This is a genomic window from Streptomyces sp. NPDC047880, assembly GCF_040706515.1.
GTDB lineage: Bacteria > Actinomycetota > Actinomycetes > Streptomycetales > Streptomycetaceae > Streptomyces.
Genome location: NZ_JBEZOK010000001.1, coordinates 277009 through 303139, shown reverse-complemented (window position 1 = coordinate 303139; position 26131 = coordinate 277009). Strand labels below are relative to the sequence as shown.

Here is a 26131-nt window from a genome sequence, read left to right as displayed (position 1 = left end):
TGAGGGTCCGTCAAGTGCGTCGACGGTGACCTCTTGGTTTCGCGCCGGAACTTCTTGGCGCACAATCAGAATCGCTGCTGGTCAGGGGAGTTGGTTACCCCGCACGTAGACAGCTGTCGGTCTTCTAGCTACGGTCAAGAAGTCCCTAGAAGTCCCTACGGGGGTGCAGATGTCGAACGAGCGTTTACGGTCCGCCCTCCTCGCACGCGGCATGACCGTGCAGAGCCTCGCCGAAGAGATCGGCGTCATCCCGAAGACTGTCGAACGCTGGATCACGCAGGGCAAAGTCCCGTACCGGCGTCACCAGTACGCAACGGCGGCGGCGCTGAGCGTCGATGTGACGACGCTGTGGGATGACAGTCGTGCCGTCGAGAGTGCAGCGGATTTGACCAAGGCCGAGATCCTGGCCGTCTACCCTCATCGGCACGTCGTGCCGTCAAGCCTCTGGCGCGAGATGTGCGAGCGCGCCACGGAGCGCATCGACATCCTGGTGTACGCCGGCATCTACCTGGCAGAGGACCCGCTCTTCTTCTCGACGCTGAAGCAGAAGGCCGAGAGCGGCGTCCGCATCCGAGTGCTGATGGGCGATCCGGAGTGCGAAGCCGTCGTCCGACGCGGCATCGACGAAGGGCACCGCATCATGGATGGCAAGATTCGGAATGCGCTGGTCAACTACCGCCCACTGTTCACCAGCCACCCTCAGATCGCCTTCCGCCTGCACGACACAGTGCTCTACAACTCGATCTACCGCGCCGATGACGAGATGTTGGCCAACACGCACGTGTACGGCATCGGCGCCTACATGGCGCCCGTGTTCCACCTGCGTCGGCTCCCGGGAGGTGGTCTGTTCGACACCTTCGCCAATAGCGTTCAGCAGACCTGGGAAGGCGCCAGGGCAGTAACCGAACGCGACATCACGGGAGCTTGAGCATGGGACGAATCGACTACTTGCACGACCCGGAAGCCCCGCCGGCCAACTCGGTCGTGCCGTCCGTCGTCGCGTTCGTGCAGAACGACGTGGGACAGGTGCTGATGATTCAGCGCTCCGACAACGGACGTTGGGCCCTGCCCGGGGGTGGTCACGACGTGGGGGAGTCGATCAGCGACACTGTTGTGCGCGAAGTCTGGGAAGAGACCGGGATCAAGGCGGAGGTCGTCAACATGTCGGGGATCTATACGGACCCCGGACACGTGATGCAGTACGACGACGGCGAGGTGCGCCAGCAGTTCAGCATCTGCTTTCGAGCGCGGCCGGTCGGCGGTGCACTCCGTACGAGCAATGAGACGACTCAGGTCCGCTGGGTCGACCCAGCGGACCTGACGACGTTGGACGTGCACCCCACGATGCGGCTCCGGATCGAGCACGCAATGGACCGGGCGCGCCCGACCCCCTACATCGGCTGACGCTTGGCCGCAGCGACCCGTTCAAGCACGCGGGACGTACAGGCCAGGATCTCCGGCTCAGCCCGGCGGATGAACTGCCCGATCAGGCTGTCCGGCCCGTACCGTCCGGCGATCTCGTCGATCCGGTCGATCGGGTTCGTGGACGTGCCGTCCGGTGTGGTGTTCATGTCGCAGTAGCAGAGCGCGTCGTTCAGGTGCGCGCTCTCGCGAGGGAACTCGCCCTCCAGCTCCTCGCGCATGCCGCGCGCTTCAGCCTCCATCCAGGCGCAGGAGTGGTGGGCGACCAGATTGATGACCCGTTCGTCGGCGCCGGCCACGTCGCGGAGGTAGCGCGCCCCGTCCAGCGGGTGAAAGCCCGTCTTGGCCAGGTCCGGCGCATAGCCGATGTCGTGCAGCACTGCCGCGGCCTCCAGCAGATCTGCATCCCGGTCGAGAACGAGCGCGATCGTGCGCGCCCTCTCGGCGACACCTAGGCAGTGTTCCCACCGCCGCGGCAGCGACTTGGCGAGCAGGGACTCAGCCAAGGGATACGCCCACTCCGTCAGCTCCGACAAGCTACGAACGCTCCTCTCGAATCGGCACGGCGCGGACGGTCCGCACCTTGCCCTGCCCTCCGCTCGCCAGCACCCCGGCGGCCTCCAACTTGTCGAGAGCCTTGGTCACGGTGGGACGTGATACCCCGAACCGCGCGGCCAGAACGGAAGCGCTAGGGAAGGCTGCCCCTGCTTCAAGTCCTTCATCCGTGATGACGGCCGCGATGCGTTCGTCCAGCGGACGCCGGTCGGCCGGCTCCCCGGCCCGAATGGCTCGCCAGCGCCCACCAGGCACCCGTTCGGCGACGCCGGTGTGCTGGAGCACGGCGAAGGCGCGCAGGGCGACACCCCGCGAGATCTTGTAGTCGCGCATGAGATCAGCAGCAGACGGAAGCTCCACCATGTCCGGGTCCGCCTCAATCTGCGTCTTCAAGGCGTCCGCAACCTTGAGGAAGGTCCCACGGGGGCTGGCATGCTCCGGCACTCGCGCCTCCTGTCCTGTGGACGTCCATTGCTTCCTAGCTTCCCACGCCGTGACCGCTAGCAAGTGTCCATGAGCTTAGGGACAAACCAGTATGTTCCGGCAGTTGGGCAAAGTGATCGCAGCTCTGCGCAGGGTCTGACAAGGTAGGAGCACTGGGCAGTGGAGGGCCTTTTCATGGCCAGCGAAGATTGGGGAATCATGGCGTACGTCGACGAGCCGGAGTGGGACGACGTTGACGGCGAGGCCGACGACACGACAGAAGCTGTTAGCTCGGAGGATGTCACGCGCGCTGTCGTCACAGACACCGACTGGACCGCTGAAACAATCCTGAGTCAGCTCCGGCGAGGAAATATTCAGCTCAACCCTCGCTTCCAGCGCCGCGACGCTTGGAACAAGCCTCGAAAGAGTCGCTTCATCGAGTCTCTGATCCTGGGATTGCCTATCCCTCAAATCGTGCTAGCAGAGGATAAGAACAAGAGGGGAAAATTTATCGTTCTGGATGGAAAGCAGCGCCTCCTTGCCCTTCGCCAGTTCGCCGCAGGTTCCTCATTTGCCGTGTCGAACGGTGAGGAGGACTTCCGTGGATTCAGTCTTACTGGCCTTGAGGTGCGTCAGGATCTGCGTCTCGTCACTCTGAAGAAGATGGAGAACAGTGACGAACACTTGGATGACCTAAACGCATTCCTGAACGAAACCATTCGGACGGTTGTTGTTAGGCGTTGGCCGAATGAGGACTTCCTTAATTTGGTTTTCTTGCGTCTGAATACAGGCAGCGTAAAACTCTCCCCACAGGAGCTTCGGCAGGCTTTGCACCCGGGAGCCTTTACTGACTACCTAGATGATGCGGCGTCGAGCAGTAAGTGGCTTCGCGCGGCCTTGCGCAACGATAAGCCAGACTTCCGGATGCGGGATGTTGAGATCCTGCTTCGCTACTTCGGCTTTCAGTACATGCTCGAAATGTACACGGGGAACCTCAAGAAGTTTCTTGACGATACCGTGAATTACCTCAATGAAGAGTGGGGTAATCACGAGGCAGAAATTCGCGATGTGGGCTCTGCCTGTGATCGGGCGATCGAGGCAACTTTCGAGATTTTCGGGAAGAACGCCTTTTACCGATGGTCGAGTGATGGCTATGAAGGGCGCTTCAATCGAGCGGTTTTCGACATTATGACGTATTACTTCACCGATGAGTCAACCGCTCAGGCTGCAGTCGATCGGCGAGATGCAGTCGAGGCGACCTTCCAGGCTCTCTGTGAAAACGATACGCAGTTCGTTGAGTCAATTCAGACGACTACGAAGACCCCATCCGCCACGCACCGCCGACTGTCGCTCTGGGGCAAGGAGCTTTCGGAGGCTCTTGAGGTGGATCTCGACATTCCAACTCTGCAAGAGAATCGAATTGTTCTCTAGAGGGGAATCGGCATGCCTTCCTCCCGGTTTCAGGAGTTGGAGAACAGGGTCGCGGAACTGGAGAAGCACTTAATCCCTTCTCCATTCGATCCGACGGGAAGCTATGATGACGTCGTGTATGAGCATACGCGAGCTTACAGGGTGCTTGTGCATGCAGAGTTTGAGGCGTTCATTGAGGATCGCGTTATTGAGGTCGTAAATACGGCCTTCTCGCGCTGGGAGTACTCCGGAGTGATATCGACTAGCCTCCTGTCGGTGGTCGCTTACAAGGAGTCACTCCATGCGATGCCTGAGACGCTGTCGGATGCCTCCCAGAAGAAGAAGTACCCGGACTTGAAAGCCAGGGTTGAGGCTGCGAAGAACGAGTTCAACCGCTACGTCAGAACTCAGAATCACGGCATCAAAGAAAAGAATCTCCTAAGGTTGCTGATGCCTATCGGAGTAACCGAGAAAGAGATTGACTCCGTCTGGCTCAGTCTCACCGAAACATGGGCGACGGCTCGCGGGGAAGTGGCGCACAAATCCGCAAAAATGCAGGTGCGCCCTGACCCTCAGAAGGAGGTTAAGACTGTAAAGCAGATCCTCGATGGGTTCCGTGAGGTTGATGTCCTCATGACCGCGAAATGAGGCCCTCTCGGGTAGTCGTGTCGTCCGTGCGGTGACCAGGCCAGCGGGGCACCTGCGGGCTGCTCGGAGGGAGCGACGCCCGCATCCCACCACCGCTCAGGAGAATCAGCGATGACGGACCCGGCAGACCCTGTACTCCTCTTCGATGAAGACGGGCGCATGTTCGTCCTGCATGATCCCGCGCTGGCCAGTGATCTGATCGAGTCTGAGGAAGAGTTCCTGGAGGGCTACGACGGCAGGGGACGGCCCGTGCGGGCCCGCGGAGAACCCGGACACGTCGGGCTGACTTTGGTGTCGACAGAACCGCGCCCTGACAAGCTTCGTGCACGCGTAGAGCGCTACTACTCAGTCTTCGCTGCCCGACATCCCACACGTACCCCGCCGCCGGAAGCCGATCTGGTGGCCTTCGTTCGCGCCGTGGCAGAAGACTGGATTGAGGAGTAGCCAAAGGAGCATGCGGCGGACGTTTCAACCCTCGTGGCTCGCGGGGGGCCTGACCGGCATAAATCCCACCCGGTAGTGCGCAGTCCGGGGGGGCAAACGGGGTGGTCTCGCCATTACCCCCAAGCGGTAATGGTCGGAGCTGGAGCCGAACGAGCAGGCCGGCGAGTGCGAGGCAAGGTCACCACCGGGTCTGATCGCGTTCGGGACGAAGGGGTCGTATCCGCTGTAGGTTCTAAGCCCGCTGAAGGGAGCTGACTAGGCATGGAAGGATTCTTTGACGGGTTGGAGCGGTCGATTGAGAAGAGCAACTGGCACGCGGCTCTCGTCATGGCCCTGACGCTGCCGGACATCTGCGCGAAGACCGTGGCTCCTACCGGAGGTTCGGCACGAAGGTACGCGGCATGGTTCGACGAGCATCTGAAGCCCAAGTACACCTTCGGCGTCAGCCCTGGAATGGAGCCACACGTCTTCCTGTCTGGTAAAGACTGCTACGCCCTCCGCTGCGCATTGCTGCATGAGGGCTCGGTGGACATCACTGAGCAGCGCGCCAGAGAGGCCCTGGAACGCTTCCGGTTCTGTATCCCCGGGGAGCGGAACATCCAGCTCCACTGCAACAAGGTGGACAACACGCTCATCCTGATGGTCGACACCTTCGCAACCGACGTCCTCGCTGCTGCTCGGTCTTGGTGGGTGTCACTGACGGGCGAGCAGCGGCAGTCCGCGCAACAGGGGCAGCTAGCTCTGATCAACTCCGACACGATGAGCGAATTGTGACGGTCAACGGGTGTTCGGGCGGGTTGGGTGAATCCATGGAGAAGATCTTCTCCCGACGACCCCCCGAGCCCTCGGCTGACTACCTCGCGGATTCCCTGACCTGCCCAGACGCGACAGTGAGGAGGTTTGGATCTTGACCTGTTGGGCGAAAGGGGTCGCGGATTGCAAACGCATGGGCCGCCTCAGAACAATACAATTCAAGTGTGATGAGCTGTCCTGACTGCGACACCAATCTTGACGAGACCCCAGTTGGGCAGCCCTGCCCAAGCTGCGGTGGCCACCGCCGCAGCGCGACGGTGTACGCAGAGGTCGCCTTGGTGGCCACTGCCGCCCTCAATGCCTCCGCGAGCATCGGATATGACCCGCGACGGCCATGGCAACAGAAGTGGCGTGACGTCGTCAACGGCCTTAACGTCCTTCAAGCGACGTACCGGCAAAATGACCTTGATAACGAGGTTGTGCGTCGGCAGGTCGAGACCTTTTTTAAAGACTGCTGCGAACTAGCCGACTGGCTACGGGAGCAAGCTGGCAGGCCCGAAGCCATGGCCTACGTCAAGACCGACCGGGATCTAAGGCTCTGCGACGGCATGGCGCAGACGGCAAAGCATCACACCAGAGCTCCCAACAGCAAGCGTGACCCGATCACGGCAAGGATCTCTCGTGTGCACGGCGGGCAAGGGGTCCGAGCCGAAATCCAGTGGTCAACGCCCAGCGGCGCGTCCGGCACTGAAGACGCCCTTGACTTGGCTCAGCGTTGTAAGTCCTCATGGGAGCGATTCTTTAAGCGACACCGACTGACACCGTGATACGTGTGCGCGGGGGCCGTGAGCCGTCACGGTGATGGCGCTGGGGTCTCACTTGTGGTCTCAGTGGCCCTCCAATCTTGCGCCGTACCCGGCCGTCCACTGGAGTCCCTGGCCCTCTCTGAACAGCAGTTTCATTCACACAGCGGACGTGCCTGGACGTCCCCGGACCAAGATCGGACAACTCGCAATGCGTAGGGCTCGGGTTCGAGTCCTTGAAGGTCGCTCTACAGACCCCACCTCTGAACTCCCCACTCAGCCTTCAAGCGTCTGACTATCCCTACGATCCGCTACGCAAGCGGCGACCCGGTCGGCAACATGCTCGGGGGACTCGTGCTCCCAAAAGCGCAGGACAGTCCATCCCTCAGCCATCAGATGGTCAGTCATTTCGGCATACCGGGCCATGTTCTTGTCCAGCTTGGCTCGCCACCACTCCGCGTTTGCTTCCGGTTGCGTTGCATGCTCGGGACAGCCGTGCCAGAAGCAGCCGTCCATGAACACGGCGATCTTGGCTTTGGTGAAGACGATGTCGATTGTGCGGCGGGGCATGCCGGGGACCGGAACGTTCACCCGGTAGCGCAGACCTGCCGTGTGCAGGAGCCGTCGGACCGCAACCGCCGGGGCGGCGTCGAGGGAGCTTTGCCGGCTCATGTGGGAGGATACGGCGGTGTAGGAAGGGTCTTGGGGCACGACAGCATTCTGCCGGCGTGGGCGTGTATGGGCGAGGGGCTTCAAATCAGCGCGGCGGTGAGGATGTGTGTAGCCAGGAGCGGCGGGGTGGCGTTGGCAATCTGTTGGGCCTTGTCGTTGCCCGCCCAGGGGTAGTCAGCCGGAAAGCTCTGAAGCTGACCTGCCTCACTGCACGTGAGTCGCTCTAGTTCGGCGCCATCTTCAGTCGTGATCCGGTTGCGTTTGATCTTGCCGGTGACGGTGAAGGCTGGCTCTACTGAGGTTCGCCGGCCTCGGGCTTTCGGGTCCCCACCAGTGCCGTAGTTGGAGACCACGTGGAATGGCTCGGGTCGGTCCAATGCCTCGCCCATGGTCACGCAGGGCGGAAGTGTGGGGTCGCTCGGAGCCTCGGACGCATTCTTGCGGTACGGCTGATGCGTCGTCTTGGGAAGGGCTGCCGCCCCGTGGCGTCGCGCGATCAGCACGGCGTAGCGGCGCGTCTGTGGGACTCCAAACTCCTCGGCCCTCAACAGGCCGGACGCCACCGAATAGCCTTTAGCAGATAACACATCGCCCATGGCCTGCCAGACTGGCAGGACGGTTGGCACCTGTACCAGCACAACCGCTTCGTAGGGGTGGTCGCTGTCTGCCGCGGCTAGGGCCCATCGGAGCGGCTCCAGTACCAGGCCCGTGCGTTCGTCGTTCAGCTGAGCCAGGGGCTCGCTAACGTCCTCGCCCATAGCCATACGCTGCATGAAGTGCAGCACGTCTGTGAGAGCGCGACGCCCGGTTCCTGTACCGGCGGTGGTGAACGTCTGGCACGGCGGTCTGCCTGCAAGGACGTTGGCCGAGGGAAAGTCGCTGGGGTTGAACTCACGGACATCGCTCTCCTCCGTTGCCAGTCCCGCCGCCCGACGTGTGGCACAGACATTTGCGTCCCGTTCGATGCCGACTGACGGCACCCCCAAGTCGCCAGCAGCCAAGTCCAGCCCACCCGCCCCAGCAAACAGGTTGACGAGCTCGTATGTGCCCACAGTGCCTCACTCCTGTGCTCCCCAATTGACGCCTAGAAGAACGGTAGTTGACGCGGGTAGGCAAGGTCCGCCTGGGTGCAGTGTCGGTGCCTCGTGGGAGGCTGCGCTCATGATCGGTGAAGTGCCTAACGTTCCAGTAGGTCAGGAGTACGCCACACGTCGTCTCGCCCACGAGGCAGGCGTGCACCGGCCGTTGCAAGCCGGCATCTGCGGAACCAAGAAGAAGGGGGCCGAGTCCATCGTCGTGTCCGGCGGCTACAAGGACGACGAGGACTACGGCAGCGTCATTATCTACACCGGCCACGGGGGCCAGGACGGCGCCAAGAACCAGGTGAGCGACCAGACTTTGGATGACTCTGGCAACGCAGCTCTGGTCACCAGCTACCTCGAAGGCCTACCCGTCCGCGTAATCCGGGGCAAGCACGATTCCCCGTACGCCCCAGCCTCTGGATACCGTTACGACGGCTTGTACCGCGTCACCAGCTACGGCAGCAAACTCGGCATCGATGGCTTCCTCATCTGGCAGTTCCGGTTGGAGGCGTATGACGGAACCCCGATGCCCCAGGTGGTCCAACAGCAGCAGCTACGAGTGACGCCTTCTGTACCGGCAGGCGCGGGCACCACACCCGTCCGCGGAAACGAAGCGCCCGAGCGCGTTACCTCGACAGTCCAACGGATCGTGCGTAGTAGTGCCGTGAAGCGCCAGGTGAAGGATTGGCACGACAACCGCTGTCAGGTCTGCGATATCCGCATCGAGGTGCCTGGAGGCAGCTACAGCGAGGGCGCGCACATCCAGGCTCTTGGTTCGCCGCACAACGGTCCGGACACCCCTGGCAACGTTCTCTGCCTGTGCCCGAACTGCCATGTGATGCTCGATGCCGGAGCCATCGTTTTGGGGGATGACCTCTCGGTGGTCCGAGGCGGCGAGGTGGTCGGCACGCTGCGGACGCATCCCCGGCATGTCATCGACCGAGAATGTGTGAGGCAGCACCGCGACCGGTGGCGTCGATAGCACCGTGTTTGGGAGAAACCTGGGAGAAGATCTTCTCCCTATGTCTGCCGGAGACCTGGCGAGACCAACTCATCCCAACGTCCTGACCTGCGCAAACATATAGGCAGTCAGGTCTGGATCTTGCCCTGACCTTATTCGGGACGAAGAGGTCGTGGGTTCAAATCCCGCCACCCCGACAGCTGAGTAGCAGATCAGAGGGCCCTCACCGACTCGGTGAGGGCCCTCTGGCATTGCTGCGTGTCTACCTGCGTGACTACCGCTCCGAATCCCGCTTGAAGATGCCGTCCATGACCACCGCGCCGGTCTGGATCACGGGCCGGATCTGCTTCCGGTACACCTCCTCGGTCACGGCCGTGCCGGAGTGACCGACGAGCCGGGAGATCTCCTCCAGCGGGACCCCTCGGTCGGACAGCAGCGACACGAAGCTGTGCCGGAGCTCCCTCGGTGTCCACTCGTCGGCGTTGATCCCTTCTGCGTCCTTGAGCGCCTGGCGGAAGGCCCGCCGGACGTTGGTCGCGTCGAGCGGCTTGCCGACGGCCGAGGAGAAGACCAGCCCGTGTTCCTCCCAACTGTCGCCAGCGGCGAGCCGCTCCCAGCCCTGGTCCTCGAACTGCTGCCACAGGACCTCGACGCAACGCGCCGGCAGAGCGAGCGTTCGCCGGGACTTCCGGGTCTTGGTGTCCCCGCCGCGCCGGACCGAGCGCCACACGGCGATGTGCGGGGGCTGCGGCGGATCGGCGTCCGGCCTGCCCTTGAGGAAGACGTGGTCCCAGGTCAGCGCCCGCAGCTCCTCAGTGCGGGCACCGGTCAGCAGGGCGACGACGGTGTACGCGTGCATCGAGGTTCCCTCGGCCGCCTTGAGTACCGCCTCGGCCTGGGCCAAGGTGAGCGCCTTGGACGGTCGCCCAGCCTGGCCCTGGGGCACGGAGCACAGCTCGACGACATTGCGCTTCACCTTGTCCCGCGCCATGGCCCGCTTGACCGAGCGGTTCAGGCAGGAGTGGACGGACTGCAGCGTGCGGGTGCTGAGGGTCTTGGCCTTGGCGGCCAGCCAGCGGTCGACATCCTCCGCACTGAGGTCGCGGAGCTTCCGGGCGCCCAGAGCGGGGATCACGTGGTTCTGACTCAGGATGGTGCAGGTCTCGACGGTGCCCGGGGCACGACCCGCCAGGCCGAAGGCAAGCCAGTCGTTCACGGCGTCGGCGACGGTGTAGCCCGTGGGCGCGATCGCAAGACCGTCTTCGTGGTCCCGCAGCACCTCCTTGAGCTTGTTCTTCGCCTCTGTCTTGGTCCTGCCACTCCCACGCTTCACGATCCGCTTGCCGCTCGGATCGAAGCCGAGGTTCGCCGTGGCGATCCAACGCTGCCTCTTCTCGTCCCAGTGGAGCCCACCGTCGCCGCGGCTGCGTCGCTTGGTCATCAGGCGGCCTCCTCCAGCTGGTGCTGGATGAAGTCGCGTACCGCGTCGGCGGGTATCCGGCGAGCTCCGTCAATCTTGATGGAGGCCAGCCGGTGAGTACGGATCAGGTCGTAGACCTTGGAGCGTCCGACCTTGAGCCGTGTCATGACGTCCGACACCGTCAGCAGTTCAGGGGTGGCAGTGGTCATGCTGCGGCTCCTTCCAAGGCAAGTTGGTCGCGCAGGGCTTCGCGGGCGGTTTCGCGGTTGAGTTGGAGGTCGCGGGCGATGGTGGCGGCGAGGGCTGATTCGCCGGGGGTGTGGCCGTGTCCGGCGTACTGCCAGTCGGCCAGGACCAGGACGGTGTCCGGCTCGCGGTCGTCCAGGCCGAGGGCGGCGTGTTCCTGGGCGGCGCGGTAGTCGGCGCGTGCCTGGCGGAGGGTGCCGAGGGTGGTGGAGTAGCGGCGGGACTTTGAGGAGAAGTGGCCGCGGAAGCCGAGCATGTGAGCCCAGGCCCACAGGCGCCGGTCCGGGTAGAGCGGGTCGAGCTGCTTGCAGGCCTCGATGAGGCGGCGGGTGTGGTCTGGGACCTGGTGGCGGTCGAGTTCGGAGAGTTCGCCGATGCGGCGGTCCAGGGTGCCGGTGTTCTCGGCTGCCTTGGTGGCGTACTTGGCCACGTATGAGGCGACGGCCTGTTCGGTGATGTCGGAGCCGTCTCCGAAGGCCTTCACGGGCCGGACATCGAGCTGGGTGCCCCAGCGGAAGGTACGGGCCGGTTGGTCCTCGGCGGCCGGGACGGAGACCGAGGTGTAGGAGTGCGCGGCAGCTGCTCGGATCGCATCAGCAAGGAGGTCGACAGTGGCCCAGAAGGGCGGGGCGGTCTCGGGTCCGTCGGGGCCGTCGATGCGGATCACGGCATGGAAGTGCAGGGCACCGCGTTTCTGGAACTCGGCGACCTTGCCGTAGGAGAGGCGGGCGCACTCCTTCAGCTCCCGTTGCGTGATGCCGGCGCGGGCGGCGATCTCACGGCGGAGCCGGTTGGTGAAGCGCTGCCAGAGCTGCCCGGCGTGGTTGTTGAACAGCACCGCGCCCGCGTAGTCGTAGGTGGCCGGGTCCAGGGCGGTTCCCAGTTCCGGGGCGTCCGGGGCGTGGCGGGTGCCGCAGCGGCAGACGCCTCGGTCGGGCCGGTTGTGGACCGGGCCGAAGGAGGGGGCGGTGAGGGTGGCGAAGACGCGGGGGTGGTCGCGGACGGTGGCGGGGATGTCGCGTCGGTCGTCTCCGGCGAGCCCGGCGCGGATGAGGTGGTAGGTGTCGCCCGCGTAGGTCCAGGCGCAGGAGGGGCAGCGGGAGGCGCGGCGGTTGCCGCAGGCGACACGCAGGCGTCCGCCCGGTTCGTTGGCGGTGGTGTAGTGGTGCAGCGTCTCGCCGGTGGTCTTGTCCTTGTGGAGAGTCCAGCCGGTGAGGTGGATGGGGTCGGCGCAGCCGCCGGTGCGGCGGATCTGCTCGTGCCAGCGGTGGTAGTCGGATGCCGAAGCCACCCTCAGCAGGTCGCCGAGGGTGGTCGGGTCGAGCCGGTCAGACACGCGCACCCTCCCGGACGCGGCGGGCGGAGACTGTGCCCAGGCCGTCGCAGGCCCGGCAAGCGATGGTGAGCGTGGGCAGGTGGCCGTGCCGGTCGCGGCTGCCGGTGGTGATGGCGGCGGTGGCGAAGCCGTCGCAGTTCGGGCAGATGCGGGGCGCGGGTGCGGTGCGGTCGGTCATGCTGGGGGTTCCTTCCGGTTGCGAGATCGGACAGGGACGGCGCCCGGAGCGGACGAGACTTGGCGGTTGATGCCGCTCCGGGGGCCGGTCAGCGTCGCTTCGTCTCCGAGGCGAGCAGCGAGCGCAGGACGACGGCGCAGACGGCGACCGAGGCGCCGGTGACGGCGACCGCCAGGAGCATGGAGACCAGGACGGCGCCGACGACCAGGACCACGGCGGTACCGCCGCCGACCAGGGCGAGCGCGGTGCCGGGGGTGAGCTGAACCGTCGGACGGGACGGCGCGGGGACCGGGGTTACCGGAGCGGGCGGCGGGACCTGGGCGGCCGGGACAACGGTGGTCGGCTCGACCACGGCAGGCGGGCTGACCTGACCGGTCGGCGTGGGCATGGTCGGGATCTTCGGACGGAACATCAGCGGTTCTCCCTTCCGGGGCGGTTACTTGATGAAGGTGTCGATGGCGGGGGCAAGGACGCTGTCGGCGAGGAGGAAGCCGCCGAGCAGCAGGACGGCGATGAGCCAGGCGGGCGGGCGGATGAGCTTGACGCCGAGGTAGCCGACGACGAGCAGCGCGAGCCAGAGCGGAACCTGCATGGCGGCCTCTTAACGGACGCGGCAGCGGTGGGTGCGGGCGGCGAGCTGGGCGGCGGACTGGCTGGAGTAGTCGGAGGACCAGCCGCAGCGGTCGGCGGTGCACACGGCGGCGTACTTGGTGCGGCCGTGGCGGTCGCGGTGGGTGCCGATCTGCACGGGGCCGATCCGCATCACGGAGTGGAAGTGGTCACGAGCGGGCATGTCAGTCGGTCTCCTTTCGGGTCAGGGCCGGGTCGGGGAAGGCAGCGCGAATACCAGCGGCGGTGGCCGGGTCGGGGGTGCGGCGGGCGGCTTCCTCGGCGAGCAGGTGCGCGAGGAGCGGCCGGTTCGCGGCGGCCATCTCGCGGGCGGCGTCGAGGTGGTCGGCGGCGGTCAGGTCGGCCGGGTCACTGGTCATGGCGTGTCTCCCTTCGAGGTCAGGCGAGTTGGGCGGCGATGGCGTCGGCCAGCTGGGGCGGGACGCCGAGGCGGGCGCGCAGGGTGTCGGTGTCGATCGGCGTACCGGTACGGGCGCGGTGGTCGTCGGCAACCTTGCGGGCGTGGTCGACCAGCGCGGCCGGGACCGGCACAGCCGGAGCGGGCTCGGCCGGGGTGGGGTCGGCAGCCGGAAGTGCCGGAGTGTCGTCGACCGCCGGGGCCAGCTCGGGCTCACTCTCTAGCTCGGTCTCGGTAACCGGCTCAGGGTGCGGTTCGGTGACCGGGGCTGCGGGTGCCGGCGGATCCGGCACCTGGTCTGTGGCGGAGTGGGCGAGGAGGGTGCCGCCCATGAAGGCCAGGGCGGGCCAGGCGGCGACGAGGATGCGCAGCCAGGCCGGGACGTCGGTCAGGTCGAGGAGTCCGGCGGTGGCGACGTTGGCGCCGAGCGAGGCGACCAAGGCGATAACGAACCAGCACCAGGCCAGCCGGGACGGTCCGTCGGAGCGCAGCCGCCGCCAGGCAGCGACCAGGAGCAGGTCGACGCTGATCGGGTAGGCCCAGGCTTTCCAGCCGTCCTGTCCGGCAGCGGCGGCGAGGTCGTGGAGGTGGGCGAAGGACAGCGCCCCGGCGATGACGGCCTGGACCAGGACGGCGTCGACGCGGAGAGCGGGGCGAGTCATCACGGCTCCTTCCTGTGATGTGACATGGGAGGGGTAGGGACCTGGCGCGAAGCGGTCGCGCCGACCGGAGATGACGGGTGGATCAGGCGGTGGCGGGTGTCGTCTTCGACAGCGAAACCCGGGCCGAGGGCAGCGCGGCAGTCGCGGGCCGGTACGGCGCCAGAGCGGGCACGTCGGGGGTGCGGTCGGCGTACCTATTGCAGGTGTTCACGGCCTGGCGCAGCGTGGTGTGCGGGGCGCGGATGCGGTGCCAGCCGCCGGTGGAGTCACCGGCGATCGCGATGCCGCGTGTCTCGGCGGGGATCTGGATGGCGGCCAGGACGGCGTCCGGGGAGATGTCGCCGAAGGCCATGTTCGCGCTCGTTTCGTCGTTGACGCGGTGGGCGGTGCGGCCGGTGAGCTGGGCGCGGAGCATGGTGATGCCCTTGCCGAGTTCGGAGCCGAAGCGCTGCCCGCAGATCTCCAGATAGATGCCCGCCGCGCGGCCGAGCTGAGCGAGACGGACCAGCGCAGTGATGATCCGGTCCCGGCGCTTCTCCTCCTCCTTCGTAGCGAACAGGGCGAGTTCGGCGACCTCGTCGACCAGGACCACGACCGGTACGGGGCGGATGTCGTCGGGCAGGTCCCAGATGTCGGCGGCGATCTCCGCATCCGGCACCGCGACACTGATGCGCTGCTCGGCCCGGATCAGTTGATAGACCTCCTCCATGTGGGACACCAGGGCTTCCAGCAATTCCAGGGCAGTGTCGGGGTTGTCGGCGAGGGCGGAGAACCGGTGCGCGAGCGGGAACAGCTCGACGCCTTGCTTGCAGTCGATGCCGACCAGGGCGACGTCCATCGGGGCGAGCCCGGCGACCAGGTTGCGCTGGTAGACGGACTTGCCGGACTCCGTCGCCCCGAGGGTCAGGCCGTGGGGGACGGCGCGGTAGTCGCGGTAGTGCACCGAGCCGTCCTCCCGCAGCGCGACCGGAACCCGCATCGGGGCCGGATCGGTCTTGGCAGGCATCTGCACCTGCTTGAGCACGTCGTAGCCGGTCATCCGCACCTCAACGACGCCGGAGCGGACCTCACGGGAGGTCACGCCGTACATCCCCAAGGAGTGCCGCAGCCGGTCCGTAGAGGCCGACACGTCGAATGCGTCCTGGCCGGGCCGGAGCTTGAGCCGCAGGACGAGACCGGTCCTGGTCGGGCGCAGCCGCAGGATGCGCGGCACCCGGGACTCCGGCACCGGCCGATTGGCCATCCGGGCCAGAGCCAGCCGCCAGCGCGAGGGCGGAACCGTCAGCCCGCACGCCTCCATGACCGAGGCGTAGCGGATAAGGACCCGCACCGAGGCGAGGACGACGCCGAAAGTCAGCCAGTACCAGGCGGGGCGCCGCCACCGCAGGAGCCCCGCAGCGGCGACGACCACAACCACAGCGACCATGAACCAGGTCATGATCACGCCGCCTCAGACGCCGAGCCGGTAGCAGCCAGAGAGGTGACCGCCACCGCACGGAAGGCGATGCCGTGCCGCTTCTGGCCGTTGAACTCGTTCTCCCACGGCCGGGCGATCAAGCCCGTCAGGGCCACCGGCGTGCCCATGGCCAGGTCACTGGAGATACCGGGCTCCGGCACGGCGACGGAGAGGATCTCGACTTCGTCATTGGCCGCGAACATCACGTCCACGGTCATCAGCTTGACGCCGTCGGCGTCGGTGGCGATCTCGCCGGTACGACGGTCACGCACCTTGGGCTGTGGAGCCTTGGCGACCATCACGGTCGCGGTGGACGTGTCTACGGGGATCTGACGCATGATGGAACTCCCTTGAGGGGCGGGAGCGGCGTACTTGCTTGGCGGTGGGTCGCCGCTCCTGTGAACGTGAATGGAATGTCGCAGCAAAGCCGCGGAGTGCTTCGCGCCCCAACTGGTGCGCACCAGAAGGTTGCATCTGGTGCGCACCAGATGTCAAGCGCTGTCGCGAGCCGGGCACCTCAACTCGCCTGACTGCGACGGTTCCAGGAAAGCGCGCCGGACAACGTCCCGGTAGACAACAGGGGTTAACACCAGACCGGTTAACCCCTCCCCACCTGCGCTGACGTGAGGCATCCTGCTGTTACGGCTCAACAACCCCAGGAGGAACGGCAGTAGCGCATGAGTGGACTCAAGGCAGCAAGAACGGCACGGAGCTGGTCACAAGAGCATCTGGTGCGGGAGATCGAGCGCCATGCACGTCAGCACATGCTCACCGTCGCCTCGACCGCGAGTTTGCGAGTGTACGTCTCGGAATGGGAGAACGGCCGACGGACGATCTCCAGCTACTACGCCAAGATTCTTCGCGCCCTCCTCGGCATCACTGACGCCGAACTCGGAGGCGGAGCGCAGCCGCCGGCACCCGCAGCAGCGGACGGCTACGACGAGCTGATAGACCGAATCGACGAGGCGCGGAACGTCAGCCTGACCATGGTGAAGACCTTCATGGACCAGACTGAACTGCTCCGGACCATCGACCGCCAGATGGGCGCCGCAAGCCTGGTCGACCAGATGACCGCCCACCTGACGCGGCTGGAGGACGCCCTTACCTTCGCCGTACTCCCGGAGACCCGACGTCCGGTCGCCCTGGCCCTGACCGGTGCGGCAACACTCGCAGCCTGGCAGGCTCTTGACGTCGGAGCCGTCGAACGAGCCTGGCGTCACTACGAGCTGGGCAAGCGCGCCGCCCAAGAGGCCGAGGAACCGATGTACCTCGCCCACGCCACCGCCGAGCAGGCCTACGTGCTCTGCGACGCCGGGCGCCCGGAAATTGCGGTGCACCTTGTTCGAGAAGCGCAGCGTCTCGGAGGACCGGGTATGTCTCCGCGCCTCAAGGCGTGGCTGCACGCAGCCGAAGCGGAGATCTGCGCCCGAGCTGGGCTCCAAGAGGACTGCCGACGGGCCCTCGACCTTGCGATACGTCACCTGCCCGCAGGAGAAGAAGCCCGCGATCCGGACATGCTGAGCATCTTCCTGAACGAAGGCCACCTCACCAGGTGGCGCGGGAACGCACTTGCCCTGATCGGCGACGACGAAGCCGTGGACAACCTGTACACGGCACTGGAGACGACCGACCCCACGTTCGTCAGAGCGTCAGCCGGACTCCACTGCGACTTGGCCCAAGCCCACCTGGCCCGCGGGGAACACGACGCAGCCCGGAAGCACCTGCGGCAAGCCCGACTCGTGGCGAGCCGAACCAAGTCAGTACGTCACAGGCGCCGGATAGAGCAGCTCACCCAGCGGTTGTAGGCGACGCGCCGGACCCTCGTGAAGCGAGCACGTGGAGAAGGGCGACCAACGTGCCGGACCCCATCAGCTCACCACGAGCCATCAGGCCCGGAATGTCAGACAGCGGAACCCAGGCGATATGCCCCGCCTCTTCCAGATCGGTCGGCTCTCCAACGAGCTTCGCTCCCTCACCGACGAAGATGTCGTGAGGCGAGTCGACCATGCCGACCATGGGCTGATACGTGACCACGTGCTCCAGGGCGTTCGGCCGCCACCCGGTCTCTTCCTCGACCTCACGCAGCGCAGCCTGAAGAGGGTCTTCCCCTTGGTCGACGATGCCGCCCGGCAGCTCCCAACCGAAGGCATCAGGGACGAAGCGGTACCGCCACATCATGAGCACGCGGTCTTGGTCGTCGATGACGGCAGCGATCGCCACATGGTGCAGCTTGACCATATGGTGCTCGAAGCGGTCGACGCCGGGCGGCTCAACGTCGACGAGGCTCAGCTTCACCCACCGGTTGTCATACAGCGTCCGCTCACCGTGGATCTGCCATGGCTCGACATCCGCCGGCGCTTCCGTGGTCACGGATCGATCCGGTACGCGGTAAGAGCTACGGCCGTGCACCTCAACCACGCCCTCAGCAACCAGCTTGGCCAGCACTTGGCGCAGAGCGGTTCGGCCGATCTCCAGGTCCTCCGACAGGGTCCGCTCGGACGGAAGCTTGGAACCCGGCGAGTACTTGCCCTCAGCGATCCACTCACGAATCGTGCGGTAGACCCGCTCCGACTTCGGTCCCATCCGGCGAGCACGCTCCTGTCGTCCTGCTATGTCGGCCAGCACAACTGTAGCCGGGACTTACTCACGTGAGTAGGTGAGCGTCAGCACCCGTGATCAGCATTGATCAGTCCAGCGCGGTAATAGTTTCCCTACGTTCATCAAGGCACCCGGCTGCGCTCCGCTCCGCCGGGCGCACTTCCCGGCTCCGCTGCGCGCTGCGCTCCTGCCTTCGGCCCGCTCCGCGCACGCTGCGCCGACGCGCGCCCACATGTGGATAGGGCCGGTGGCCATGAGTCGATCACCGCATAGAGCGGCCCCGGTCAGAACAATGCCTCCGGCGGGGGATCGGCCGGCACCGGGATGGAGGGGGCGCCGTCGCCGAGTGCGGGTCCGATGGGGCGTGCGCGGGAAGCTCCCATCCCGTCCACCGTCGACCCAGGCAAAGCCGAGCAGACGCGGCCCATGGCGTCCAGGTCGTTCGTACAGTGGCGCGCTCCACCTGGACGCCATGGACCACGCCCGCTCCACGGTGTGTGGGTCGACGGCGGACGGGATGGGAGCTGGGGAGAGTGGTGGGCTGAGGAATGTGCTCGATGCACAGCAGGAGTCCAGTGACACCATTGCTCCATGGACCAAGCGACGGCCGCGTTACTCGGTGCTGTGGTGGGGATCGTTGGAACGACGACAGCCGCCGGCCTAGCCGCTTGGCAGGGGCGCTGGGCAACCCGCACGCAGATAGATGCGACGAACAGCCAGTGGCGCCGACAGATGCAACGAGATGCCTACAGTGCGCTCGTCCAGCAGGCGATGAGCATTACACGTCTCTTTGACGAGATCGACTACAAGATCTGCAACGGGCACTACACCGGTTCTGACGTGGATCCCTTAGCGGATGCAGCCGCACAGAGTCTGCATGATCTGTCGGCAGCGACGTTCGCAGTGATCCTCGAAGGGCCCCTCGACCTAGCGGATACTGCAGGACCGGTCGAAGACACGACTAGAGCCTGGTGGATCGCATTGCGGACCTTCGGAGACGTTGTGGCGCAGGGCGATGAGGGCGTCGAGGAACACGCGGCGGCGGAGGCGGCACAAGAAGCTGCCGCGCTGGCCATGGGACGGTTCATCGGTCAGGCACAGGCTTATCTGAACCATTCCTGACCTGCCAAGCTGCGACCGGCAGTGCCCACATAGCTAGCTCAAGGGTTACGGCGGACTGCCCCCGATGCGAACCACTGCACCAGGGCGGCTGCGACATGCACCCCTGCTCTAGCAGCCTCCAAACTCTCCGGCACAGTGCCGTTCTGATTGCCGTGCCGAGAGGTCTGTCCCTCCCAGAGGGCCCGCATCATCCCCTCAACAGGTGCGATGGGATCTTTTCCTGCTGGCGTAGCGAGCACGGTTACGAACTTCGATCGCGCGTTTCCTATCTCTCCGAGCATGGTGCCCAAAGTGGCTTTGGCGTGATTGGCCTGGACGACTGCGTGTGCAGCCGACTCCACCGCCTTGATGGCCTCGCTGTACGCCCGCACCGGGTCTGGATGCAATCCATAGGCTGCCTGCCAGGCACTTGCCAAGTGATCGGCAGCAGACCCCGTAGACGAAACAGCTGCTGCGTCCTTGACAGTGCCCACGACTGCCTCACGGACAGGCGGCACGATCCGCGCTTCTAGACCGTCGCCATCGTCGTTGACGCGGTAGGCCGACCCGCCCTCATCCAGAAGTGCTGTAAGCGATCCGTCTGCGTCGCCACTTCCGTAGCGTTCTGCCTGAATCCGCAGCAGTGCGTCTACAACGTCCAGCAAGGCCATGCCTGTCAGGGTTCGGAAGTACTGACTTGCTGTCTGTCGCTCGGGGAGGGGCAAGCGCAGGCGAACGCACACTTGATCGCCCCTGACGCCCTCACCCCAGGTAGCTCGCACACCAGCCCAATCCCGCAAAGGCTTAAGCAGGTGCTGAGGTACTCCTTCATAGGGAGCTTCGTCGGGGTCGGGGCCACCAAGCCTCTCTGAGAAGCGCGGACGCGAAGTACCGGTCATGACAGGCGATCGTAGCCGCCGATGTTCGTGTTGATCAGCGGATAAACCGCATAGAGCAACACGGCATCCTGTACTGGAGCTGACACCAACGCCTGACACCAACAGCAGCGAACGGCAGCGGTTAGTCAGGGATGACAGCGGACTGCAGATCGAGGCCCGCAGCGGGTGGATCCGCCTCGAAGACGCTGCGTGATCGACCTGATAAGGATGAGGCCAGAGGTCCAAGTACGCGATGACCGGGGGACGCGCGCATGACGGAGTACACGTGGCCGAACGGTGTGGGGGATCCGACGCCCGAGGACATACGACGGGCCTGGCCGGCAACCGTGACCGCGCTGCCAGTGGGCGCCGCCGTGACCGGCAGGGTCATCGGCCGACAGCCATTCGGCGTGTTCGTAGAGATCGACGGGGTGCCCGACGCGGTGGGCCTGGCGGAGATCTTCGGTTCACCGCCCGGAACCGTCCCTCCCCCACTGGGGTTCGCTATCAGTGGGAGCGTGGTCGATCACGCGGAGCGCAACTTCCAAGTCAGGCTCAGACTCGATGACTGGGGAGACGAGCGCGAGCCCCTCCCACTTGAGCCTAACGAGCGCCTTGGCGACCGCGAAGCCCTAAGCGGCTTTCTGAGGCGTCTTCAGCAGGACTATGAAGCGAGCGGCGACCAATGGGAGAACCGGACGCTGGGCAGCTTCCTGGAGGCTCTGGAAGCGTGGGTGGCCGATGCCCCAGGGTGGTACGCGAACCACGGCCAGGAGCTCCCGCCTGAGGGCGACTGGGCGTTCATGGCACGGGCCCTCAGCGCAGCGCGGTTCTACGAGTGACGCCGTGCCCCTTGCGTGCCCTATGAGGAAGCGGCCAACGGGGAACAGCGGGGAGTCTCGGCGAACGGTCCGAGAACCCGCAGGTCAGCGTTACGCCAGGTCAGGCCGGGGCCGCGTACGCGATCTTCCGAACTAGCTACGCGGGTTCGATTCCCACTCCCGCTCCATACGACTCGGGGCCAGCTCAGAGGGCGTTGATCGCGCTGTAACCTCAGGCCTCATCCTGGATCTGCTCGACCCGAAATGGTCCGGCTGCCCCAGCGCCAAATAGCACCGTCTCTGCCCCTTCCTTGCACTCAGTCATCACGCTTACCGGGTGTCCGCTGAACTTCCCCAAGGTGCTGACAGCCTGCTGCCATAGGTCTTGCTGGGACTCCTCGGGTACCGGCAGAAACGGATCAGAGATCAAGTGCTGAGCGGCACCCTGGTACATGCGCCTTACTGGACGCCATTCGTCACCCACCAGCACTTCCAGTCGCACGTTCATACTCGCCAGCATCCGTCGGCACAGGACGCTTCGCACGTTCTCGGGCCGTCTCGGGGCCGTCGAAGGGTGCGACCAACGCTGACAACCACCGACAGCTAAGTCGCAGGCCGCAGCGTTGATCGATTACACGGCCGCAGGTCAGGACCCCGGCCCACCACTTCTTCGGCTACTGGTCGCACACCGCGACGCTTGACTCGCCCATTGAAACTCCAGCCCAAAGCCGCTCCACCGACCTAATCGCTAGGCCCTCATTCCGTCGTTCTTGAACTCCGAAACCGCACGGTCCTCAGCGTCACGTACCAGCTTTATGCCGGTAAGAAGATCTAAATCTCCCGTGATTGAAGCCGCCACTCTACAAACTGTTGCGCCAAGATCGGAAAGTACAATAACAGCGACGGCCAGGAAATGCCTAACGGTTTGGTGCTGAACCTCGCTCACAGTCGGAAATGCTGACCCATTGCGGAGCCGCAGGCGGTTCATGAGTGCGCTTGGACCTGCATGAATTGCGTCATTTCCGGCCATGTAGAAGCCGCGCATGTGCTCCATATTCACCAGCTGCTCGATGTCACTGAAGGGGATCGGGGGCCTGCGTCCGGGGAAAAGTGGTGCCGCCCATCCATTCTGTCGGAAAAAGTCGCTTCCCCATGCTGCGGCTGCCCGACGCTCCAATTCTGCTTCCTGCTCGTCGAGTGGATCAGGCGTCCCCCCTTGTGCTGCGATAGCCCGTGCCTCCTTGCGGGCCTCGGCGAGTGTCCACGCCCCATAGCGATCAGAAACGCTAGTGTCTAGCTGCCCGAGGGCAGACAGCGCGAGCGTGATGACCCCGAGCTCGTGCAAGCTCCTCGTCCTAGCCCTTACCGCTTCGGGGAAGCCATGCTCGGCTAGAAGCCGAATCTCGTTGGAGATTGAGCATGCTCGCGAGTGGAGCGACAACAACAAAAGGCATTTGAGCGCCTTTCCTCCCAGGATTCCCTGCACACCTAGGAGGCTATCCCTTTTGATCGCTGGCTCATCATCCAGGACCCATTTTCCAATCGCATCCTGGACGGCCCCATTTAGCACCTCTGCAGCGGTTAATGCGTCATCGAAAAGGAGGAGGCCTCGTCCCCATCTGCGCAAATGAGTGCGCCTGACCTTCGCCATCATCTTCTTGCGGACTCGACGCCTGCTGTCCATCTCACTCAGAAACCAATTGTAATCGTCTGGCGCCAGTTCGTCGGACAACCCAATAGCCTCGTCCATGGCTAACAGCAAGGCGTTTCCGGTCGCGTCTTCGTCTTGGCTGCTAAAGGAACCTTCCCTGATATCCTCGTTGATCTTGTTTACTGCGTACCGCAGGAGTGCCGAGTCTTCCGGTTTCATGCGCCTTCGCCTCTCGTGTGGGAAACCTGCCATTGAATCGCAGCCCTACTCCGGGAGGCAAGGGGTTAACCTTCGCCGCGATGCCGTGGGAGCAGCGTGCACCCACCGAGGGCAGCCGTCCGCTCCTTACAACGTCAGCACCGCCGACGGCAGTGACGGCAGCGCTGACGGCAACGGCGGATCAAGGGCGGACTCCGGGGCTGTTCGGCTGTTACCGGGTTTTTGCGGGTGTCGAAGTTCTGGTGCCCGGCGGCGTCAGCCGGTGGACGGCTGCTCGGGGAGATCTCCGGCAGCTTCGAGTCGCCGCTTCAGTGCGGGCAGCTGGCCCTCGACGCAGCCGGCGTAGGTCGCCAGGAGCACGGCAACGCTGTTCCCGGCCCACTCGGCTACCTGGGCGGGCGGGATGCCGTCGTTCAGCCACTTCGTCAGGCGCGTGTTGCGGTTGTCGTAGACGCGCCGTCCGGTGGGCGACTCGAAGACGTGCGGGGGCAGTACGGCCTTTCGGGTGTTGCGCCACGCTCGACGGATGACGGAACCGGCGAGGATGCCGCCCGACTCGCCTTGGAACAGCAGGTCACCGGGCTTGAGCTGTTCGTCCTCGATGTGCTGCCGAAGGATGCGCGTCAGGGCGGAATGCCCGGCACGGTGCGCGTCTCGCCCTCCGCGCGGCCCTTCAGGTCCCGTTGCTCGTGGATCTCCCCCGTGTCTGTCCACTGCTTTCCGACCTCGGGGGTCGCGGTGTGGATCAGCAGCAGGTCACCGGCCAAACCCGCTCCGCCGACCTCAACTTTGCGGTCTACCCAGCCCAGCCGGAAGTAATTGAACTATCGACTTGCCGATTCTCTCGCCGAGGCGACCACCTGCGGTTGCGGCATCACCTGCTTAAGTGGAGCATTGAATCAGAGGCAAAATGCAGGTAAGTGGCCTGGAGTTCAAATTATGCCTACCAAGAAGAATAAGTCTGTTTGGCTTCGCTTCTTGCTGCCAGGAGCACTAATTATCGGCGCGCTTCTCGTTGCGCTAGTACACTTCGCTTTCCATTCAAAAGATGAATGGCATGGAGATCTTCTGAGCTCTCTGGGGGAAGCGCTTTTCATAGCTGGCCTCCTCGGATATTGCGTGGATGGTGTACTCAAGACTGCCCTGGTCAAAGATGTGGCAGGACTAGTCGTGAAGACGCTGTGGGGCACCAACGCCCCGCAGGAGTACGTGGAAAAGCTGCGCGATTCGATCGGATCCATCGATCGAATGAGTTCAACCGTGGAGATAAGCATAGAACTCTCCTGGCATGACGTGGGGGAAATTCTGAAGGCTAAATGCACCACGCGAAGCATTAAGCACAACATATCCAGGTCAAGCTGGGGCGCCTCCGCTCCCTGGCTGGGGCACGCCATCGACGGGGTACCGAGTAGTGAAATTGAGGACTTCGAGGTCATTGTTACCGAACCTGCTATCGAAAATCGGGTAGCGGTGAGCCATAGAGAGAGATGGAATGTTGAGCAACTGCAGCCATTCGTGCAGGTTAAGGAAGATGGCAGTGCCACGCTCCGAGAGGAGCTCATCTCGGCTAGCAGCCTGCCAGAAATCCCGCCCTCCGGAACATGTGAATCCAGAGTGGTGGGCACGACTTATCATCGCGCTATCGGAGATCAGCCCCTCATCTTGAGCGTCCCGGCGCTCTCAGTAGCGCTAAAAATAGGCGGCCCCGCGCTCAGAGACCTGGACTTTCGTGCACGCATAGGAGCCGATGAACTCTCATTGGCGCCTGTAGGAGAATCACTGAAAGGCGAGCACGGGTTCTCGCACGCAGGCATCGCCGTATGGTTGGAGTGGTGTCCGATGAGTGAATCCGCACGAGCGCCTGCCGATGGTGGGGCACCCCAAGCTAAGGCGACAACAGGCGATCAACGATCCTGACGTCTGCAGGTGACATCAACAACGACGTACGGCTGCATCCACGGGTAATCCAGCACGACGGCCTGAGGCGTCGGTTACGTGTTGCACAGCGCTCGATCGATGAGTGCTCACACACGAGCGCCCTTCCGGGCCGTCCTCGGGCCGTGGAAGGGCGCTCAACGATGACCAACGCCGACAACTGCCGACAGCTCAGCAGCAGGTCAGGACGCTGATCGTTTAGGCGGCCGCAGGTCACGGCCGCCCATGATCAGTTGTGGCTGAGCAGCACCGTTCCTCTCAGGGGCGTTGAGGCGCGAGGTGACCACGTCCGCGGCTAGTCGCTACACGCAACACGTCTCGCAGTGCGCTGGTCAGCTGGGCGGCAAGAAGGTTCAGCTCCTCCGGGTCTTCGGTCTCGTCGTCGAGTACCTGACGCGAGTGCTCCAGCAGTTGAGACGCCATGCCGAGTTGGAACGCCTCGATGTGGTCGGCCAGGCGGGAGACGTAACCGCCTTGGTCATCGGTGCTCAAGTAGCACGGTTTGCCATCCGGCCCTGCCCACGGGAGAAGCCGCAGTTCGTCCTGTGTCGTCATTCCTGCGTGAGCCTCTCGGTGATCTCGGCGTTCGGTGCCGGCGTGCCGGTGAATGCCGACTCGCTGACCGCTTGGCTCCCAGGCCCGGACTGACAAGGCGCCGAGTGACACAGGCAGTCGCAAGCCTCGTAGATCAAAGGCAGGTCGACCGGCGCCGATTCCGGAGAGGATTCCGCGCAGGCTCGGTGCGTGCCGATCTGGCAGGCAGTCGAGCGGTACGAGGTGTCCGTGCCAAGAGTCTGTCGCTGCGAGGGCATCAGTGGACCCCCAGGAGAGTCGACCAGGCGTCGGTCGGCAGCTGGGGAGCGATGACAACCGTCGGGTGCCGTCGCGCGCGTTCTTCGTGAGCCAGAACGTACGGACGGACAAGTGCGGTGTCCTCACCCCGGAGCGAATGCCAGTGACCCGCTCCGTCGAGAGCGGGGTCCCGGACGACCGTCGACTCGTCAGCGGATGCAGCAGAAGCGGAAACACGTGTCGGCCGAGACGGCAGTAAGGGGCGGCGGTGCCTGCCCTTGGGGAAGTACCGCACTCTGGTGAGCGAGGCGGCACGGCGGATACGGTTGAGCACGCTGGTCAGCTCCTATCGCTGATGGCCCGGTCCCCCGACATCGCCCGTCGTGGGGACCGCTTTGCGTACGACCGCCCAGAGGGTGCGGTCGTTCAGGCTGGTGGCGAGGAGTCCGAACCGGTCGGCCTCAGCCACAGCCTTCAGAACCTCCCGCCATAAGTCGGCGGGGAGTGATTCAGGCACCTCCGCCTCGACCGAGGTGTGCCGGTCGTGCTCCTCCCAACGCGCAGGAAGCCCGAGGTCGGACAGTCGGGCAGCGATGGCTGCCGCGCGGACTCCCGAAGCGGGCACAGGGCAGCCTCCG

At 64.7% G+C, this 26131-nt stretch carries 33 protein-coding genes; 11 read left to right on the top strand and 22 right to left on the bottom strand.

The genetic code is table 11. The features are described from left to right. Window positions 1-169 precede the first annotated feature (169 nt). Both AB0937_RS01560 and AB0937_RS01555 read left to right on the top strand, forming a co-directional pair. Entirely contained in the window at window positions 170-928 is a 759-nt protein-coding gene (locus AB0937_RS01560) for an XRE family transcriptional regulator (RefSeq protein WP_366708928.1), read from the top strand. Between the two features lie 2 nt (window positions 929-930). Further along, window positions 931-1404, top strand: coding sequence for an NUDIX domain-containing protein (locus AB0937_RS01555; RefSeq protein ID WP_366708927.1), 474 nt, complete (start codon window positions 931-933; stop codon window positions 1402-1404). Here AB0937_RS01555 and AB0937_RS01550 read toward each other — a convergent pair. Both AB0937_RS01550 and AB0937_RS01545 read right to left on the bottom strand, forming a co-directional pair. After that, window positions 1392-1958 (bottom strand): HD domain-containing protein, encoded by a 567-nt coding sequence (locus tag AB0937_RS01550; RefSeq protein WP_366708926.1) that lies wholly within the window; start codon window positions 1956-1958, stop codon window positions 1392-1394. The two genes, AB0937_RS01555 and AB0937_RS01550, sit on opposite strands and share 13 nt — an antisense overlap. Window position 1959: 1 nt before the next feature. Continuing rightward, a complete protein-coding gene (locus tag AB0937_RS01545) occupies window positions 1960-2421 on the bottom strand; it encodes a GntR family transcriptional regulator (RefSeq protein ID WP_366708925.1) in 462 nt (153 codons plus the stop codon). Window positions 2422-2595: 174 nt separating this feature from the next. Between AB0937_RS01545 and AB0937_RS01540 the strand changes: the two genes are divergently transcribed. The 4 genes from AB0937_RS01540 (at window position 2596) to AB0937_RS01525 (ending at window position 5676) form a co-directional block, all read left to right on the top strand. Further along, on the top strand, window positions 2596-3831 hold the full coding sequence (locus AB0937_RS01540; protein WP_366708924.1) for a DUF262 domain-containing protein: 1236 nt from the start codon (window positions 2596-2598) through the stop codon (window positions 3829-3831). A gap of 12 nt (window positions 3832-3843) precedes the next feature. After that, window positions 3844-4458 carry a HEPN domain-containing protein gene (locus AB0937_RS01535; RefSeq protein ID WP_366708923.1) on the top strand — a complete coding sequence of 205 codons (615 nt, stop codon included), beginning with the start codon at window positions 3844-3846 and terminating at the stop codon, window positions 4456-4458. A 111-nt stretch (window positions 4459-4569) separates the two neighbouring features. Further along, window positions 4570-4902 (top strand): hypothetical protein, encoded by a 333-nt coding sequence (locus AB0937_RS01530; protein ID WP_366708922.1) that lies wholly within the window; start codon window positions 4570-4572, stop codon window positions 4900-4902. A 261-nt stretch (window positions 4903-5163) separates the two neighbouring features. Next, complete coding sequence (locus tag AB0937_RS01525; protein WP_366708921.1) at window positions 5164-5676, top strand: hypothetical protein; 513 nt, start codon at window positions 5164-5166, stop codon at window positions 5674-5676. Window positions 5677-6734: 1058 nt separating this feature from the next. Here AB0937_RS01525 and AB0937_RS01520 read toward each other — a convergent pair. Together AB0937_RS01520 and AB0937_RS01515 are read right to left on the bottom strand one after the other, a co-directional pair. Continuing rightward, window positions 6735-7130, bottom strand: coding sequence for a very short patch repair endonuclease (locus AB0937_RS01520; RefSeq protein ID WP_366708920.1), 396 nt, complete (start codon window positions 7128-7130; stop codon window positions 6735-6737). Between the two features lie 80 nt (window positions 7131-7210). Beyond that, a complete protein-coding gene (locus tag AB0937_RS01515; protein WP_366708919.1) occupies window positions 7211-8182 on the bottom strand; it encodes a DNA cytosine methyltransferase in 972 nt (323 codons plus the stop codon). Between the two features lie 109 nt (window positions 8183-8291). On the opposite strand from AB0937_RS01515, the gene AB0937_RS01510 reads away from it, so the two are divergent. Next, window positions 8292-9194 carry a YDG/SRA domain-containing protein gene (locus AB0937_RS01510; RefSeq protein ID WP_366708918.1) on the top strand — a complete coding sequence of 301 codons (903 nt, stop codon included), beginning with the start codon at window positions 8292-8294 and terminating at the stop codon, window positions 9192-9194. Between the two features lie 253 nt (window positions 9195-9447). Here the strand turns inward: AB0937_RS01510 and AB0937_RS01505 are convergent, their stop codons facing one another. The 11 genes from AB0937_RS01505 to AB0937_RS01455 form a co-directional block, all read right to left on the bottom strand. Next, window positions 9448-10614, bottom strand: a complete 1167-nt coding sequence (locus tag AB0937_RS01505) for a site-specific integrase (protein WP_366708917.1) — start codon at window positions 10612-10614, stop codon at window positions 9448-9450. Next, a complete protein-coding gene (locus tag AB0937_RS01500; protein WP_366708916.1) occupies window positions 10614-10802 on the bottom strand; it encodes a helix-turn-helix domain-containing protein in 189 nt (62 codons plus the stop codon). Before AB0937_RS01500 ends, AB0937_RS01505 begins: the two co-directional genes overlap by 1 nt. Next, window positions 10799-12175 carry a replication initiator protein RepSA gene (gene repSA / locus AB0937_RS01495; RefSeq protein ID WP_366708915.1) on the bottom strand — a complete coding sequence of 459 codons (1377 nt, stop codon included), beginning with the start codon at window positions 12173-12175 and terminating at the stop codon, window positions 10799-10801. The genes AB0937_RS01500 and repSA overlap by 4 nt, the downstream gene beginning before the upstream one ends. Further along, window positions 12168-12353, bottom strand: coding sequence for a hypothetical protein (locus tag AB0937_RS01490; RefSeq protein ID WP_366708914.1), 186 nt, complete (start codon window positions 12351-12353; stop codon window positions 12168-12170). The genes repSA and AB0937_RS01490 overlap by 8 nt, the downstream gene beginning before the upstream one ends. Before the next feature lie 88 nt (window positions 12354-12441). Then, window positions 12442-12765: a SpdD-like protein gene (locus AB0937_RS01485; protein ID WP_366708913.1), complete on the bottom strand. Its 324-nt coding sequence runs from the start codon at window positions 12763-12765 to the stop codon at window positions 12442-12444. A gap of 24 nt (window positions 12766-12789) precedes the next feature. Then, complete coding sequence (locus AB0937_RS01480) at window positions 12790-12945, bottom strand: hypothetical protein (RefSeq protein ID WP_193505093.1); 156 nt, start codon at window positions 12943-12945, stop codon at window positions 12790-12792. Window positions 12946-12954: 9 nt separating this feature from the next. Beyond that, window positions 12955-13146 (bottom strand): mobile element transfer protein, encoded by a 192-nt coding sequence (locus AB0937_RS01475; protein ID WP_352117513.1) that lies wholly within the window; start codon window positions 13144-13146, stop codon window positions 12955-12957. A 1-nt stretch (window position 13147) separates the two neighbouring features. Next, entirely contained in the window at window positions 13148-13342 is a 195-nt protein-coding gene (locus AB0937_RS01470; protein WP_366708912.1) for a hypothetical protein, read from the bottom strand. A 19-nt stretch (window positions 13343-13361) separates the two neighbouring features. Continuing rightward, entirely contained in the window at window positions 13362-14042 is a 681-nt protein-coding gene (locus tag AB0937_RS01465; protein ID WP_366708911.1) for a DUF2637 domain-containing protein, read from the bottom strand. Window positions 14043-14124: 82 nt separating this feature from the next. Continuing rightward, window positions 14125-15480, bottom strand: coding sequence for an FtsK/SpoIIIE domain-containing protein (locus AB0937_RS01460; protein ID WP_366708910.1), 1356 nt, complete (start codon window positions 15478-15480; stop codon window positions 14125-14127). Window positions 15481-15482: 2 nt separating this feature from the next. Further along, window positions 15483-15836, bottom strand: coding sequence for a hypothetical protein (locus tag AB0937_RS01455; protein ID WP_033314179.1), 354 nt, complete (start codon window positions 15834-15836; stop codon window positions 15483-15485). A gap of 426 nt (window positions 15837-16262) precedes the next feature. On the opposite strand from AB0937_RS01455, the gene AB0937_RS01450 reads away from it, so the two are divergent. After that, window positions 16263-17303, top strand: coding sequence for an XRE family transcriptional regulator (locus tag AB0937_RS01450; protein WP_366709327.1), 1041 nt, complete (start codon window positions 16263-16265; stop codon window positions 17301-17303). Here the strand turns inward: AB0937_RS01450 and AB0937_RS01445 are convergent. Beyond that, a complete protein-coding gene (locus AB0937_RS01445) occupies window positions 17287-18081 on the bottom strand; it encodes an NUDIX domain-containing protein (RefSeq protein WP_366708909.1) in 795 nt (264 codons plus the stop codon). The two genes, AB0937_RS01450 and AB0937_RS01445, sit on opposite strands and share 17 nt — an antisense overlap. A 606-nt stretch (window positions 18082-18687) precedes the next feature. Between AB0937_RS01445 and AB0937_RS01440 the strand changes: the two genes are divergently transcribed. Further along, window positions 18688-19218 (top strand): hypothetical protein, encoded by a 531-nt coding sequence (locus tag AB0937_RS01440; protein WP_366708908.1) that lies wholly within the window; start codon window positions 18688-18690, stop codon window positions 19216-19218. A gap of 38 nt (window positions 19219-19256) precedes the next feature. On the opposite strand, the gene AB0937_RS01435 is transcribed toward AB0937_RS01440, so the two are convergent. Next, window positions 19257-19868: a hypothetical protein gene (locus AB0937_RS01435; protein ID WP_366708907.1), complete on the bottom strand. Its 612-nt coding sequence runs from the start codon at window positions 19866-19868 to the stop codon at window positions 19257-19259. Between the two features lie 479 nt (window positions 19869-20347). Here AB0937_RS01435 and AB0937_RS01430 point away from each other — a divergent pair, with 479 nt between their 5' ends. Continuing rightward, on the top strand, window positions 20348-20917 hold the full coding sequence (locus AB0937_RS01430; protein ID WP_366708906.1) for a hypothetical protein: 570 nt from the start codon (window positions 20348-20350) through the stop codon (window positions 20915-20917). A 211-nt stretch (window positions 20918-21128) separates the two neighbouring features. Here AB0937_RS01430 and AB0937_RS01425 read toward each other — a convergent pair whose 3' ends face one another. The 3 genes from AB0937_RS01425 to AB0937_RS01415 form a co-directional block, all read right to left on the bottom strand. Further along, window positions 21129-21404, bottom strand: a complete 276-nt coding sequence (locus AB0937_RS01425) for a hypothetical protein (protein WP_366708905.1) — start codon at window positions 21402-21404, stop codon at window positions 21129-21131. 240 nt (window positions 21405-21644) lie between these two features. After that, window positions 21645-22766, bottom strand: a complete 1122-nt coding sequence (locus AB0937_RS01420; RefSeq protein ID WP_366708904.1) for a DUF5677 domain-containing protein — start codon at window positions 22764-22766, stop codon at window positions 21645-21647. A gap of 255 nt (window positions 22767-23021) precedes the next feature. Continuing rightward, the gene (locus AB0937_RS01415; protein ID WP_366708903.1) at window positions 23022-23480 is read right to left on the bottom strand and encodes a hypothetical protein; all 459 of its coding nucleotides are present in this window, start codon (window positions 23478-23480) and stop codon (window positions 23022-23024) included. Between the two features lie 225 nt (window positions 23481-23705). On the opposite strand from AB0937_RS01415, the gene AB0937_RS01410 reads away from it, so the two are divergent. Next, window positions 23706-24683 (top strand): hypothetical protein, encoded by a 978-nt coding sequence (locus AB0937_RS01410; RefSeq protein WP_366708902.1) that lies wholly within the window; start codon window positions 23706-23708, stop codon window positions 24681-24683. 276 nt (window positions 24684-24959) lie between these two features. Here the strand turns inward: AB0937_RS01410 and AB0937_RS01405 are convergent, their stop codons facing one another. After that, window positions 24960-25256, bottom strand: a complete 297-nt coding sequence (locus AB0937_RS01405) for a hypothetical protein (RefSeq protein ID WP_366708901.1) — start codon at window positions 25254-25256, stop codon at window positions 24960-24962. A 583-nt stretch (window positions 25257-25839) separates the two neighbouring features. After that, on the bottom strand, window positions 25840-26118 hold the full coding sequence (locus tag AB0937_RS01400; protein ID WP_366708900.1) for a hypothetical protein: 279 nt from the start codon (window positions 26116-26118) through the stop codon (window positions 25840-25842). Window positions 26119-26131: the final 13 nt, after the last annotated feature.